Annotated in this window: 13 protein-coding genes and 1 pseudogene; 7 read left to right on the top strand and 7 right to left on the bottom strand. The window is 43.8% G+C overall.

The window, feature by feature from the left end; translation table 11 throughout:
- Nucleotides 1-173: 173 nt before the first annotated feature.
- Both GPUN_RS10365 and GPUN_RS10360 read right to left on the bottom strand, forming a co-directional pair.
- Nucleotides 174-527: pseudogene (locus GPUN_RS10365) on the bottom strand (ATPase, T2SS/T4P/T4SS family); the annotation flags it as partial.
- Nucleotides 515-1,555 carry a type IV pilus twitching motility protein PilT gene (locus tag GPUN_RS10360; RefSeq protein WP_006006424.1) on the bottom strand — a complete coding sequence of 347 codons (1,041 nt, stop codon included), beginning with the start codon at nucleotides 1,553-1,555 and terminating at the stop codon, nucleotides 515-517. The gene GPUN_RS10360 and the pseudogene GPUN_RS10365, both read right to left, overlap by 13 nt.
- 31 nt (nucleotides 1,556-1,586) lie before the next feature.
- On the opposite strand from GPUN_RS10360, the gene GPUN_RS10355 reads away from it, so the two are divergent.
- The 4 genes from GPUN_RS10355 to GPUN_RS10340 all read left to right on the top strand — a co-directional run bounded on the left by GPUN_RS10355 (nucleotide 1,587) and on the right by GPUN_RS10340 (nucleotide 4,236).
- Entirely contained in the window at nucleotides 1,587-2,297 is a 711-nt protein-coding gene (locus GPUN_RS10355; protein WP_006006421.1) for a YggS family pyridoxal phosphate-dependent enzyme, read from the top strand.
- Nucleotides 2,298-2,351: 54 nt separating this feature from the next.
- A complete protein-coding gene (gene proC, locus GPUN_RS10350) occupies nucleotides 2,352-3,170 on the top strand; it encodes a pyrroline-5-carboxylate reductase (RefSeq protein WP_006006418.1) in 819 nt (272 codons plus the stop codon).
- A 14-nt stretch (nucleotides 3,171-3,184) separates the two neighbouring features.
- Nucleotides 3,185-3,733 carry a YggT family protein gene (locus GPUN_RS10345; RefSeq protein WP_006006415.1) on the top strand — a complete coding sequence of 183 codons (549 nt, stop codon included), beginning with the start codon at nucleotides 3,185-3,187 and terminating at the stop codon, nucleotides 3,731-3,733.
- Between the two features lie 68 nt (nucleotides 3,734-3,801).
- Nucleotides 3,802-4,236 (top strand): DUF4426 domain-containing protein, encoded by a 435-nt coding sequence (locus GPUN_RS10340; protein ID WP_238528975.1) that lies wholly within the window; start codon nucleotides 3,802-3,804, stop codon nucleotides 4,234-4,236.
- 49 nt (nucleotides 4,237-4,285) lie between these two features.
- Here the strand turns inward: GPUN_RS10340 and yaaA are convergent, their stop codons facing one another.
- Complete coding sequence (yaaA, locus tag GPUN_RS10335; protein WP_006006411.1) at nucleotides 4,286-5,086, bottom strand: peroxide stress protein YaaA; 801 nt, start codon at nucleotides 5,084-5,086, stop codon at nucleotides 4,286-4,288.
- 227 nt (nucleotides 5,087-5,313) lie between these two features.
- On the opposite strand from yaaA, the gene tal reads away from it, so the two are divergent.
- From tal to GPUN_RS14000, 3 genes are all read left to right on the top strand, one after another.
- Nucleotides 5,314-6,273 carry a transaldolase gene (tal, locus tag GPUN_RS10330; protein WP_006006410.1) on the top strand — a complete coding sequence of 320 codons (960 nt, stop codon included), beginning with the start codon at nucleotides 5,314-5,316 and terminating at the stop codon, nucleotides 6,271-6,273.
- A gap of 50 nt (nucleotides 6,274-6,323) precedes the next feature.
- A complete protein-coding gene (gene pgi / locus GPUN_RS10325; protein WP_006006408.1) occupies nucleotides 6,324-7,976 on the top strand; it encodes a glucose-6-phosphate isomerase in 1,653 nt (550 codons plus the stop codon).
- 188 nt (nucleotides 7,977-8,164) lie between these two features.
- A complete protein-coding gene (locus tag GPUN_RS14000) occupies nucleotides 8,165-8,338 on the top strand; it encodes a DUF3545 family protein (protein ID WP_006006406.1) in 174 nt (57 codons plus the stop codon).
- A gap of 22 nt (nucleotides 8,339-8,360) precedes the next feature.
- On the opposite strand, the gene ung is transcribed toward GPUN_RS14000, so the two are convergent.
- Genes ung through thrA form a run of 4 tightly spaced genes read right to left on the bottom strand, consistent with a single transcriptional unit; the run spans nucleotide 8,361 to nucleotide 13,806 of the window.
- A complete protein-coding gene (ung, locus tag GPUN_RS10320) occupies nucleotides 8,361-9,038 on the bottom strand; it encodes a uracil-DNA glycosylase (RefSeq protein ID WP_006006403.1) in 678 nt (225 codons plus the stop codon).
- Between the two features lie 27 nt (nucleotides 9,039-9,065).
- On the bottom strand, nucleotides 9,066-10,349 hold the full coding sequence (gene thrC, locus GPUN_RS10315; protein WP_006006401.1) for a threonine synthase: 1,284 nt from the start codon (nucleotides 10,347-10,349) through the stop codon (nucleotides 9,066-9,068).
- A gap of 3 nt (nucleotides 10,350-10,352) precedes the next feature.
- Entirely contained in the window at nucleotides 10,353-11,330 is a 978-nt protein-coding gene (thrB, locus tag GPUN_RS10310) for a homoserine kinase (protein WP_006006398.1), read from the bottom strand.
- A 1-nt stretch (nucleotide 11,331) separates the two neighbouring features.
- Nucleotides 11,332-13,806 carry a bifunctional aspartate kinase/homoserine dehydrogenase I gene (gene thrA, locus GPUN_RS10305; protein WP_006006396.1) on the bottom strand — a complete coding sequence of 825 codons (2,475 nt, stop codon included), beginning with the start codon at nucleotides 13,804-13,806 and terminating at the stop codon, nucleotides 11,332-11,334.
- Nucleotides 13,807-14,095 lie beyond the last annotated feature (289 nt).

Genomic DNA, 14,095 nt, shown 5'->3' with positions numbered 1-14,095 from the left:
CTAGCAATTCCTTCAGGCTTACGCCACTCACCCCTTCCACAATTTTTGTGACCTCGTTGCTGCTCACGGATATATTAGTCTTGCGCAAAGCTCGATATCTTCTATTAAACTGATTATTTCAAAATTAAACTACGAATAATTCCGGCTAGTTGTCCATATCAATAGACACACTTTTGCATGCCCTGATCTTGGCCCTTCACCATAGCTTCTTTTAAAAGGCCAATTTCGTTTCGTTGAATAAGAGCTTTAATAAGCGGCGTGTTGAGTAATATTTCTATCGCAGCTACTCGGCCGTTGCCGTCAATATTTGGCACAAGTTGCTGGGCAAAAATGGCGCGAATGTTTTGGCTTAAATCAAACCTTCGCTTTGCGTGACTGCTCGCTGGAGGTAAATGCATTATGCGCTCAATGGCCTGGTTGGCGTTGTTTGCGTGCAAAGTCGCCACACATAAATGTCCTGTCTCGGCAAACAACATTGCATATTCTATGGTTTCCATAGAGCGAATTTCACCAATCAAAATAACGTCGAGGATTTATCGATTGACTCGGCTGCTGCATCTTGACGACTAATAATGCCTTGGGCGACTAATTTTTGGAGGCACTGCTCCATGGTTTGCATGCCACGAGCTTGGCCCGTTTGCATAACCGAGTACATTTGCGGCACTTTGTCCTGTCTTATTAGATTTCGAATGGCCGGAATACCAATCATTATTTCGTGTGCCGCGACGCGCCCGCCGCCGGTTTTTTTCAGCAGGGTTTGTGATATAACCGCGCGCAGTGACCCAGACAGCATCGAGCGCACCAGCGACTTTTCTGCAGCAGGAAATACATCTATAATTCTGTCTATTGTTTTGGGTGCCGAGTTAGTGTGCAAGGTGCCAAACACCAAGTGACCGGTTTCAGCCGCCGATATTGCTAGGCGTATGGTTTCTAAGTCACGCAGCTCGCCCACCATTATTACGTCGGGATCTTCTCGTAAAGCCGAGCGCAGTGCATTATTAAAGCTGTGAGTATCGCGGTGTACTTCACGCTGGTTTAGTACGCACAGCTTGTTTTGATGTACAAATTCAATGGGGTCTTCTATGGTAAGAATATGCTCGCGCTTATAAGTATTAATATGGTCAACCATCGCCGCCAGCGTGGTTGATTTACCCGAGCCAGTAGCCCCCGTCACCAGCACTATGCCGGTTGGCTGATTAATTATTTTCTTGAATATTTCAGGTGCGCCAAGCTGTTCTAAGCTTAAGACTTCGTTGGGAATAGTCCGCATTACCGCAGCAGCGCCGCGGTTTTGGGTGAAAGCGTTTACTCTGAAGCGCGATAAGTTCTGTATTTCAAAAGAAAAATCTACTTCTAGGTTTTCTTCGTATTCTTTACGATGTTTGTCATTCATTATATCGAAAATGAGTGCATTTACGGTTTTGTGGTCAAGCTCTGGTAGATTTAGCTTTCGCATTTCACCGTCCACACGGATAATGGGAGGCAATCCTGCACTTAAATGTAAATCCGAGGCTTTATTTTGCACACTAAAGGCCAATAATTCGTTAATATCCACAGGCTAATTCCAACTATAAGTAAAAAATGTTATGGCAACCGAGACTACACAAGCAACAGCGACACTAACGGCAAATTTTGCGCGCATTAACGACCAAATAAAACAGGCAGCAAACGCTAATAAACGCGACCCCAGCCATATTAAATTGCTGGCCGTAAGTAAAACCAAACCCGTATCGGATATAGTAGTTGCGTATGCATTCGGGCACCGCGATTTCGGTGAAAACTACGTACAGGAGGCGGTCGAAAAAATTCAGCAAATGTCTTCATACTCAGACATTTTGTGGCACTTTGTCGGCCCCTTGCAGTCAAATAAAAGCAAACTCATTGCAGAATATTTTGATTGGATGCATTCGCTAGACCGAATCAAAATTGCCAAGCGCCTAAATGAGCAGCGTAGTGCGCATCAAAGCCCGTTAAATGTGTGCGTGCAGGTCAATATTGACGACGAGCAGAGCAAGGCAGGCATTGCGCCTTCAGAAGTGATAAACTTTATAGAACAACTGCAGCCCTTAAGCCGCATAAAATGCCGAGGCTTAATGACTATACCCAAAGCAGACGTGAGTGATACTGAGCGCAGGGCTAGTTTTGCAAAAATGCAGGATTTATTTTCGCAATGCGCACAACGCTTTGACAACATAGACACCTTATCGATGGGCATGAGCGATGATCTTGCTATTGCGATAGAATATGGCAGCACAATGGTGCGGGTAGGCACCGCTCTTTTTGGCAAGCGCGACTAAGCATTAACGCTATCTTGACCTAAACTGACCTAAACTAACCTAACAGGGGACATTTTGAATAACACACAAAAAATTAGCTTTATTGGCGCAGGCAACATGAGCAAAGCCATTATTTCAGGCCTCGTAGACAAGGGTTATTTACCCACTAATATTATGGCAAGTAACCCCAGTGCGGGGAAACTTGATGCCTTAAAAGACACATTAGGCATTCATACCACGCACAATAATCAAGAAGCCATCGATTTTGCCGACGTGGTGATGCTGTCGGTAAAACCGCACTTAATGCACAGCGTATGCGCTGGCTTCACATTACACAACCTTGACACTTTGTTTGTGTCTATTGCGGCCGGGCTCACAGTAAAAAGGCTGCGTGAGTTTTTACCTGAAAATGCCCATATTGTCAGAGTAATGCCTAACACGCCCTCGGCCATTGGCTTAGGCATGTCGGGGATTTATGCCACTAGCGACATTACCGATTCACAAGTTCATTTAGTGGAACAAATAATGCAAAGCGTGGGCAAAACAGTCGTGGTAAAGACTGAAGATGACATTAACACGGTGATTGCCGCCGCGGGTTCAAGCCCTGCATATTTCTTCTTAATTGCCGAAGTAATGCAGCGCGCTGCGATTGACATGGGCATGGATAAAACCAGTGCACGCACTTTAGTTGAGCAGGCGATGCTAGGCAGTGCCAGCCTTATGCAAAAAACGCCAGAGCTAGAATTATCACAGCTTAGGGCCCAAGTTACATCTAAAGGTGGCACGACTGCTAAAGCGGTTGAAAGCCTACAGCAAGACAACATCGACAAAATATTTGCACGCGCCATGCAGGCCGCAGTTGCTCGTGCAAAAGAAATGTCAGAACAGTTTTAATAGGAAAAATAAGTATGGCTTCTCCCGTGTTAACGTTATTAATGTCAGTGTTCAATCTGTATTTAATGATAATAGTGATTAGAATTTGGCTGCAGTTGGTAAAAGCAGATTTTTACAATCCTTTCAGTCAATTTACGGTGAAGGCAACCCAGCCTGTGGTGGGCCCGCTGCGGCGTATTGTTCCGTCAATTGGACCATTAGATACCGCCACGCTGGTATTTGCCATACTGGTTGTATATGTAAAAATATTGACTTATGCGCTAATCGCTCAAGGCGCCCTTCCCCCTTTATTTACAGCCTTTATATTTGCATTATTCAACCTTGTTAATCAGGTGCTATGGCTTATATTTATCATTGTGATTATTCGCGCAATTTTAAGCTGGGTAAGCCAAGGCGGTCATCCGGTTGAAATGGTGATGAGCCAATTAACCGAGCCATTGCTGCGCCCTATTCGTAAAATAATGCCTGAGATGGGCGGTTTAGATTTGTCTGTATTGGTATTTTTACTGGGTTTACAGTTTATCATTAATCTATTTGGCAGCGCTTTTGGTCCCTTTGTGTAAGCAAATTTGTATACACGTCATAAGATCGCTCAAAGACACAGAATATGAACAAAGAGGCAAACACGAAAATGAAAATTAAATTTATATGCTTATCAGCGTGGGTGATTTTTGCCGCTATTTCGGCGCAAGCCAGCGCTGAAATTAAAAAGGACCTAGGAGATTGGGAAGTGCATTACATTGCCCTTACGACCACTTTTTTATCACCAGAAATAGCGCGAGCGAATAATATAGTACGTAGTGGTAGAAACGCCTTAGTGAATATTTCGGTGCTCAACAAACGCACCAAAGAAGCACAAGAAGTAAATATTACAGGCACTGCGCGTAATCTGCTGGGCACAAGCAAAACCCTTGCGTTTACGCAGGTGAAAGAAGGCAAAGCAATTTATTATCTAGCCAGCGTAGGGTTTTCAGATAAAGAAATACTGCGTTTTGATATTGATATTAATCAGGGCCGCAGTAATCAAAACCTCCAATTCCAACAAACCATGTATGTTGAAGACTAGACTCAGCGGTTTTATATCGCGCTAGCTTGTGCTTCGCACTTGGCATACTCTAGCGCTGGGCGCGCTTGAACACTAGCTTGATATCACTAGATTCACTTTCATCAAAATAGTAGCCGTCAACGTCAAACTGTTTCAGAATGCTTACATCCATAACTTTATGCTCAATAATAAAGCGCGCCATTAAGCCCCGCGCTCTTTTCGCATAAAAACTTATAATTTTGAATTTCCCATTCTTCTCATCCTTAAACTGCGGTGTAATAACCGTCGCATTAAGAAGTTTAGTATTGATTGAAGAAAAATATTCATTAGACGCCAAGTTTATAAGCACCTCGTCACCTTGGTCTTTCAATGCCTTGTTTAACTCGGCGCTTATGGTGTTATCCCAATATTGATACAGATTATTGGCATCGTCTACTTTTAGCTTAATGCCCATTTCTAACCTGTAAGGTTGCATTAAATCTAAGGGTTTTAAAGTGCCATATAAACCCGACAAAATACGTAAATGCGCATTCGCAAATTCAACGGATTTTTGGTCTAAAGACCCCGCATCTAGCCCCGTATAAACGTCGCCGTTAAAGGCATACATGGCCGGGCGTGCGTTATTGTCGGTAAACGGAAACTCAAAACTCGAAAAGCGTTGAGCATTCAAAATGGCCAATTTATCGCTAATTTTCATTAGGCTGCTTAAATCTGCCGGAGACAGTGTTTTACATCTTTTAACCAACTCCTTCACATTGTCAATTAACAACGGCTGAGAAGTGACTAACGATGCTTGCGTTTCACTGTTCAAAAATGCAGGAAGCGGTGATGTAAAATCGAGATTTTTAGCCGGTGACACAACAACAAGCATAAACATACCTTTTAGTTAATGAGTTAAGCCATGCACTTGGCCTTTAATACGTATTATAATACGCTAATGTTAAGCAACTTGGCCAGCAAACACCTCAAGTTTTAGTTATACAAAAACCACTTTAACGATATATTTTATACCCATAGATTGGTTTTCACTGGTTTTTCAACCGCTATACTTGATATGATGATGCTTTAACGAAATTCAATACAAGCGAGCCTTTATACATGTCTAACCAATTAGAATCTTTACGTGCCATAACCACCGTTGTTGCTGACACAGGCGACATTGAGGCAATAAAAAAACATACCCCGGTAGATGCAACCACCAATCCCTCGCTGCTGTTAAAAGCGGCGTCTATGCCTTATTATGCCACTTTAATAGACCAGTCTATAGAATATGCAAAAAGCCAAAGTAATGTACAAAGTGAGCAGCTTGCTGCGGCAGGCGACAGACTCTCGGTACTGATCGGAAAAGAAATTTTAAATGTCATTCCAGGCCGTATATCCACAGAAGTAGACGCTCGCCTGTCGTTCAATACCCAAGCCACTCTTGCTAAAGCCAGACAGTTAATTGGTATGTATAAAGAAGCGGGGGTTGATAAATCGCGAATATTAATAAAAATGGCCTCAACCTGGGAAGGCATAAAAGCAGCAGAGGTTCTTGAAAAAGAAGGGATTAACTGCAACTTAACCTTATTATTCAGCTTTGCCCAAGCACGTGCTTGCGCAGAAGCAGGTGCTTTTTTAATATCGCCATTTGTAGGTCGTATACTCGACTGGTATAAAGCAAATATGCAAAATGAAGACTTTGATGGCGCTAAAGACCCAGGCGTTATATCGGTCACCAGCATTTATAATTACTATAAAGAACATGGTTATAAAACCGTGGTAATGGGCGCAAGTTTCAGAAACACCAGTGAAATAATAGAGCTTGCTGGCTGCGACAGACTCACCATTAGCCCGCCGTTGCTAGAAGAATTAGCCAACACTGCAGGTACTCTTAGTCCTAAATTAGTCGACAACGGCGCCACAAGCCCCGCGCCTACTCCTTTAAGTGAAGCAGCCTTTAGGTGGGAAATGAATGAGGACGCCATGTCAACGCAAAAACTAAGTGAGGGTATTCGTAACTTTGCTGGCGACCAAGTGAAGCTTGAAGCGCTGTTAGCACTAAAATTAAATCGCTAAGTGATCATATTTTTGTATAAGTAGTTGTGTGCTCACGCAAAGGAAAATAAATGAATAAGTTAACACAAACAGATGCTTGGATTTCACTTGAGCACCATGCGCCGCTTGTAAAGCGTCAGCATATGCGCGACATGTTTAAAACAGATCCCCTACGGGCTGAAAAGTATTCACTACATGCCGCTGGCTTGTTTTTAGATTATTCAAAAAATAGAGTAAGCGCAGACGTACTTGATGATCTTTATGCATTGGCAAACGAGCGCTTATTGCCAGCTAAAATCAAGGCTATGTTCAGCGGTGAGAAAATTAACACAAGCGAAGGGCGCGCTGTTTTACATACCGCACTGCGAAACTTTTCTGGCAAGCCTGTTATGTTTGATGGCAAAGACGTCATGCCCGAGGTGATGGAAACCTTACAAAAGGTAAAAGCCTTTACGCAAGCTATTCACAACAAAACACACAGAGGCTACACCGGCAAAGCGATTAAAAAAGTCGTCGCAATTGGCATAGGTGGGTCATTCTTAGGCCCTAAAATAGTGACGCAAGCGCTTAAGCCCTGCAAAGTTGCCGCGCTAGAAGTGGTGTTTGTAGCTAACGTTGATGGCTGCCATATAGCAGATGTATTAGCGCAATGTAGTGCTCACGACACCCTGTTTGTGATGTCCTCAAAATCGTTTAGCACCCAAGAAACACTGCAAAACGCTTTATCTGCCAAAGCATGGTTTTTAGCCCAAGGTGCTGGCAAAAAGGATATTGCGAAACATTTCGTAGCAGTGTCTTCAAATGTGGCCAAGGCGGTTGAATTTGGCATGGCCGAAAGCAATATATTTCCCATGGCCGATTGGGTAGGTGGACGCTATTCGTTGTGGTCAGCAATAGGCTTACCGATTAGTTTAGCACTTGGTTATGATCATTTTGAAGCCCTGCTAAAAGGTGCTCACGAAATGGACTGCCATTTTCAAGAAGCACCTCTTGCGCAAAATATGCCTGTTATAATGGCGATGTTAGGAATTTGGTATCGCAACTTCATGGGTGCTCAGTCACATGCACTGCTGCCTTATTACCATTACCTAAGAGGCTTCCCCGCCTACGTGCAGCAGCTTGACATGGAAAGTAATGGCAAAGCTACTACTCTTAAAGGAAAGGCGGTAGATCATGGAACAGGCCCTATTATATGGGGCGGGGAAGGCACAAACGCCCAGCACTCATTTTTTCAACTGATCCACCAAAGTAACATGCCCATACCTTGCGACTTTTTGTTTCCTGTAAAAGTGCCTTATTTAGACCAAGCACAGCAACAAACTCACCACGATATGCTGGCGTCAAACTGCTTTGGGCAAACCCAAGCGCTTATGCAAGGTAAAACATTCGAACAGTGCTACAAAGAGCTTGCCAACACTGGTTTATCCGAAAAGGAAATGCAAACACTTGCGGCACATAAAACAATGCCCGGTAACAACCCAAGCAATACCTTAATATTTGATGAACTTAACCCTGCCAGCTTAGGCGCGTTGATCGCTTTGTACGAGCATAAGGTGTTTGTTCAGGGCTGTATTTGGGACTTGAATTCGTTTGACCAGTGGGGGGTTGAACTAGGCAAAGACCTGGGTAATAAGGTACTTGATATGATCCAAGGTAGGATGAATATTGACGGCGCAGACGCCTCTACTCAAGCACTCATTAAACGCTTCAAGCAGGCAAAATAATATTTTTATTCTTATTTTTATTACTAAATTGTAATCCCAACTTAACATTAACTTTACATTGTTATATTATTTTACCGATGTATGTGATACTACTATGTTTGGTCACAGTAAACATTCGAGAGCACGAACAGCAAAATCTCAATATATGCAGTAGGTTTACCACTCGTTGTAGCTAATGGAGAAATATCATGGAATCAATAGATTTTTTGAATGCGGTAGAACGTGAGAGTCGCGGTGAGAAAACTAAAAGTAAAAAAAGAAAGTGGCGCGAAATTGAGGCAATTAAAGATCGTTTCAGATTAAAAAAAGAACTATGCGATATGGACATGAGCTGGGAGGCGGAACTCAGTCGAGGACGCTGACATATCCTTAACAGCATATACCTTATGGCACTTGCCAATCTATAGGTTTTTTGCCAAGCTTAATGAGTAAATCATTGGCTTGGCTAAAATGCTTGCACCCCAAGAAGCCACGATGCGCTGACAGCGGCGATGGATGAACGCTAGTCAACACATGGTGCTTTGACGTGTTGATTAATTTGATTTTTTGCTGCGCAGGCTTACCCCACAGTAAAAATATAAGATCTTGAAGATGCTCACTTACCTGCATTATAACGGTGTCAGTAAACTGCTCCCAGCCCATGCCTTTATGCGAGTTCGCGTTTGCTTCGTCCACTGTCATCACCGTATTTATCATTAATACGCCTTGCTGTGCCCACTTTGTGAGGTTGCCGTGCTTTGGCATACTAAAATCTGCAACATCTGTCTGTAGTTCTTTATAAATATTACGTAAAGAGGGCGGGATTTTCACATTATCTTGCACAGAAAAACAAAGACCGTGAGCCTGACCTTCGCCGTGGTAGGGATCTTGCCCTAGGATCACAACGTTAACATGATCACAAGGCGTAAGTGAAAAAGCATTGAACACATCGGCTTTGGGCGGAAATACTTTCATGCCACTTAAGCGCCTTGACTGCACAAACGCCAAGAGTGCTTTAAAGTACTCTTTCTCTTTCTCGGCGCCAAGCAGTGTTTGCCAATCTATCTTATTGTGCTCTTGCATACCTACCCTTTGATTGCGGCGCAGCGCTTATTTTAAGATGCTGAACATATGCGCTTTAAGCGCTTCATAATTATTGTCTATATCGGTAAAATGCGCTTCTTTAGCCGACGCTTCTGCTAAGGCCGTTGGCAATGCTATTGATTGGCCTAGTACATTTTCAACTGTTTCTCTAAATTTAGCTGGGTGCGCGGTGCCTAAAAAGATCCCTACTTCATCACCTGTCAGCGACTTACTTAAAGATCTATAGCCAATAGCCGCGTGCGGTTCACAGATATAGCCTAAAGCCGCCAACTGGCGCATTGCCACCTGCGTGTATTCTTCATCAACCGCTTCGCCTGTGATAATATCGACATCTATCCAACCTTTATCAACCATCGCTTGAATGCGCGGCCAGTTGTTTGGCTGGCTTACGTCCATTGCATTTGAAATGGTGGGAATAGTCGCGTTAGGCTCCCATTTTCCAGTGTGCAAGAATCGCGGAACAGTGTCGTTGCTATTGGTAGCGGCTATAAAACGCTTAATAGGCAAGCCTAGTAACTTAGCAATAATACCCGCCGTCAAATTACCAAAATTACCACTGGGCACCGCAAATACAGCTCTATCTCTCTTCTCTACAGGCAGTTGCGCAATGGCTTCAAAGTAATAGCATATTTGCGCCATTAACCGGCTAATATTAATTGAATTGGCAGAATTTAAGTGCAAACCATCGCGTACGTCTGGATCGTCAAACGCAGTTTTCACAAGTTGCTGGCAGGCGTCAAAGTCACCTTGAATAGCCACGGTGTGAATATTACCGCCTAAGGTTGTAAAGAGCTTTTCCTGCAGTTTGCTTATTTTGTCTTTGGGGAACAATATTACCACTTGGATATTGTCAATACCGTGAAAGGCATGTGCAACTGCCGCGCCAGTATCTCCAGAGGTCGCAGTAAGAATAGTGACAGGTTTGCCCTTACTAATATGGGTTAAACACTGCGCCATAAAACGACCGCCAAAATCTTTAAAGGCCAGCGTTGGGCCATGAAAAAGCTCTAGACTAAACACGTTATCACTAACAGCCACTAAGGGCGCAGCAAAAGTAAAGGCATTGTTCACAAAGTCAGCCACGGTTGCATGGGGTAACTCATCCCCAATTAAATGGCTTAGTATTTGCACGCTACGCTCGGCTAAAGGCATAGCAAGTAGCGCGTTGATATTTTCTAATGGGGTGATTTTTTCGGGAAAGTAAAGGCCCTGCTGTTTACCTAAGCCTTTTTGAACGGCGTAGCAAAAGCTTGCAGTATCACTACTGTCTTTTAAATTAACTAATTCCACAGTTTATTCATTTCCTATTGGTAGGATAATGCGGGTTCCCACAGTATCTATTTTACAAATATGGCTAAAGCCATCGTTGTTTTGAATGTAGTGCTGGTTTAACCATTGCTCAATCACTTGTGCGCTTTGAAGACTGTCAGTTACCACAAATATGGTTGGCCCCGACCCTGATATACCAAAACTTAAGGCATTATTTTGCTCACTAAACGCGCGCGCTTTATCAAATTCAGGCAGCATTACTTTACGGTGTTGTTCTGCAATGACATCTTTCATCATTTTAGCCGCTAAGCTTTGATTGTTGCTATGCAAACTATCAACAAATACTGCTAACTGGCGCCCAAAGTTAAGCGCATCAGCCAAACTATAGTGTGTCGGTAGCAATGCTCTGGCCTTCGCGGTTGACACCGACAGGCCCGAATAAGAACTTACCCAATACCAATTATCAAACACCGGTAGTTGAATTGCAATTGGCGAATGCTCACCGGTCATTAATGTCATGCCGCCATAATAACCAGGGGCCACGTTGTCGTAGTGAACTGAGCCGCTGATTTGCCCTTCTAACTCACCCATCATATACAGCAGTTCGTTTTTATCAAATGGCGCTCGCCCAAGCGTTTTTTCAGCGTGTGCGTTAAGGGCATAAAATGCGGCAACAATAGAGCTTGCGCTAGATCCTAAACCGCTGCCTATGGGGAGATTTTTGTGTAAATGCAGACGCACTTTCAACGGTGTAAGCCCCGCTTTTTGCATAGCGTTTTGAAAATGCGCATAGCAGGCTGTAACAATATTGCCTTGCGGATCAGCTGGCAGTTTATGTGCGAAACGGCCGTCTTGCGTCAGCGAAAATTGCGCCGCGTCAAACACTTCGACCCAGTCACCTAGTTGCGTTTGGTCAATAGGCGCAAGCGCTGCCCCTAACACGTCAAAGCCCAAACTTACATTTCCAATAGAAGCGGGTGTGAAGGCACGCGTACTTGTCATATTAGTTAAATTCCAACTGTAAGGGCATGGTACGTAGTATATCAGCAAATACGCCCGCAGCGGTCACCGTCGCGCCAGCGCCATAGCCACGAATAACAAACGGAATAGGCTGATAATAGTGACTGTGAATAGCCAAAGCGTTTTCGCCGTCTTTTACGGTGGCCAGCGGATGGCTCAGGGTCACCGCCTGAATACTTACCTTGCACTGACCTTCGCTAATGGAGCCTACATATCGCAGTACTTTGCCATCTTCTTTAGCTGCGTAGGCCATTTCGCCTATGTGTTGATTTAGTTTTGGCAGGTTTGCCATAAACGACGCTACATCACCGCTTGCATCAAACCATGGCGGCAGCACCGACTCTATTTCAATATCGCTAAGCTCCAGACTTAAGCCTGATTCACGCGCCATGATCAACAGTTTTCGTGCGACATCCATACCGCTTAAGTCATCGCGTGGGTCGGGTTCAGTAAAACCATTCTTTTTCGCCGTTTCGGTGGCCTTGGAAATACTCATGCCTTCATCCAATTTGCCAAATACATAGGAAAGCGAACCTGACAGTATGCCCTCGAACTTTTCAAGTTTATCGCCTGCAATAACCAGCTTTTGAAGATTGTCAATTACCGGTAAACCTGCGCCAACGGTGGTTTCATACAAATACTGGCGGTTGCACTGCTGGGCGGTCTTTTTGAGCATTAAGTAGTCTGCGTAATCGCCGGTATTGGCTTTCTTATTTGGCGTGACCACGTGAAAACCAGCTTTCATCATATGCACGTACAAGCTGGCAATCTTTTTATTGCTAGTACAGTCTACCACCACAGGGTTTGTTAGGCTGTTATAACTAACAAAATTAGCCAGACGGTCAACACTGAAGCTCCCGGTACTTTGCTTTAACAGCCCGTTTATGTCTTGCGACAAATCTATGCCGGTATTTTGCAATAGACAGTGCTTTGAATTGGCGATGCCAAACACTGTTAAACGAATGTTGCGGCCTAACAAAGCCTGCTGCTGCTTACCAATTTGATTAAGCAACTCCAGACCAACGGTACCTATGCCAATTAAAATTACATCAATACTGAGCATATTGGTAAAGAAATTTTGGTGAATAATCTTAACTGCTTTCTTGGCTTTGCTGTTTTCAATAACCGTAGAAATGGAACGCTCTGAAGAACCCTGCGCAATAGCCACATTATTCACACGCGCTTGGGCTAGGGATTTGAAAAACTTCGCCGCCAAACCTCTAGACTGGCGCATACCGTCGCCTACCAAGGTCACTATGGCTAAATCTTCACGCACTTCTATGGGCTCAAGTAAATGATTCGCTAGCTCAAGAGCAAAATTCTCTTCAAGTAACTCTTTTGCTCTTACCGCGTCTTTGTGGGCAATACAAAAGCTAATGCTGTATTCCGATGAGCTTTGCGTAATTAAGCTAATCGATATATTGCCTTTAGAAATGACGTCGAATATACGACTCGCCATGCCCACCATACCTTTCATACCCGGGCCTGACAGGTTAAACATCGCTATATCTTCTAGATGCGAAATACCTTTGACGCTAGTCCACTTTTCGCTAGCTTCATGGCTAATTAAGGTGCCCGGTGCAGCAGTATTAAGCGTGTTTCTAATAAGACAAGGAATGCCAAATTGCGCAATGGGGCCTATGGTCTTAGGGTGTAACACTTTGGCGCCAAAATAAGACAGCTCCATGGCTTCTTGATACGTCAGCTTGTCGATTAATACCGCGCCTTCAACTTGATTAGGATCGGCATTGTAAACACCGTCTACGTCGGTCCAAATTTCACAGCAGCTAGCATTGATACAGGCAGCCAAAATAGCGGCAGAATAATCTGAACCGTTGCGTCCTAAGGTTACCTTCTCACCTAGCTCGTTAGCGGCAACAAAGCCTGGCATGATAATCAAGGTGCTGCCGTCGCTGGGCACGTCGCTAAATCTTACTCTGCAGTCAGACAGCACCGCTAGGCTGTCGAGGTAATCGCCTTCAGCAACAATGTATTCAACGGGATCAATAATGAGATTTTTAATATTGTGAGCGGTCATAATGGCGCTGAATATACGTACACTGACATATTCACCCATGCTTAAAATACTGGCGGTCACCTGATCAGGGCAAATTCGAAGAAGGCTAATGCCGTCTAGCTGCTGCTTCAATAGCGCTAGACGTTCGCTAATGTAGGCGTCTACACCCTCAAAATCGAAGTTAGGTAGCTTAAGGTGCAGCTCATTCGCAATCCCATGCAGGGTCATATCTAATTTGGCATATAATTCACCAAAGTCTTTACCCATACTGGCTTGCTCGCACAATAACGATAGCGCATTGGTAACCCCTTTAGGCGCCGACAATACCACCGCTGCCCCCTTGCAGTCTTTGCTTTTATGCGTGTTAGCACTTATTTCAAAGACATTCAAATAACGAGTAGCATCGGCCAATGAGGACCCACCAAACTTTAACACCTTCATTTACAATTCCGCCCTTATCAATTAAGTTTACTGACTAGATAATTTTTTATTTCTCAAACGCTTTTCAAAAATTCTTGCACAAAAAAAACCCGCTTAATGCGGGCTTTTGTTAACTAGACTGACACCCGCTAACATCTGCCCTTGTTTAAGGTCATCATAATAGTACGCATAATAGCAGGCGCATTTATAATTATGTTTATGTCGTTAGTGTTCTTATTTGTTTTCATAAGTTCAATTTGCCGTATAGACGTCTATATGTCAACTAGAAATTCGGTGAATTATGTTTTAT

It is taken from the genome of Glaciecola punicea ACAM 611 (genome assembly GCF_000252165.1).
In the GTDB taxonomy this organism is placed as follows: Bacteria; Pseudomonadota; Gammaproteobacteria; order Enterobacterales; family Alteromonadaceae; genus Glaciecola; species Glaciecola punicea.
This window is presented reverse-complemented; position numbering and strand designations above follow the sequence as displayed.

Coding starts and splice junctions, on each gene's coding strand:
- ung (WP_006006403.1), bottom strand. CDS start 9,038: ATGCAAGAGCACAATAAGATAGATTGGCAAACACTGCTTGGCGCCGAG.
- thrB (WP_006006398.1), bottom strand. CDS start 11,330: ATGACAAGTACGCGTGCCTTCACACCCGCTTCTATTGGAAATGTAAGT.
- pgi (WP_006006408.1), top strand. CDS start 6,324: ATGAATAAGTTAACACAAACAGATGCTTGGATTTCACTTGAGCACCAT.
- GPUN_RS14000 (WP_006006406.1), top strand. CDS start 8,165: ATGGAATCAATAGATTTTTTGAATGCGGTAGAACGTGAGAGTCGCGGT.
- tal (WP_006006410.1), top strand. CDS start 5,314: ATGTCTAACCAATTAGAATCTTTACGTGCCATAACCACCGTTGTTGCT.
- thrA (WP_006006396.1), bottom strand. CDS start 13,806: ATGAAGGTGTTAAAGTTTGGTGGGTCCTCATTGGCCGATGCTACTCGT.
- GPUN_RS10355 (WP_006006421.1), top strand. CDS start 1,587: ATGGCAACCGAGACTACACAAGCAACAGCGACACTAACGGCAAATTTT.
- GPUN_RS10345 (WP_006006415.1), top strand. CDS start 3,185: ATGGCTTCTCCCGTGTTAACGTTATTAATGTCAGTGTTCAATCTGTAT.
- yaaA (WP_006006411.1), bottom strand. CDS start 5,086: ATGCTTGTTGTTGTGTCACCGGCTAAAAATCTCGATTTTACATCACCG.
- GPUN_RS10340 (WP_238528975.1), top strand. CDS start 3,802: ATGAAAATTAAATTTATATGCTTATCAGCGTGGGTGATTTTTGCCGCT.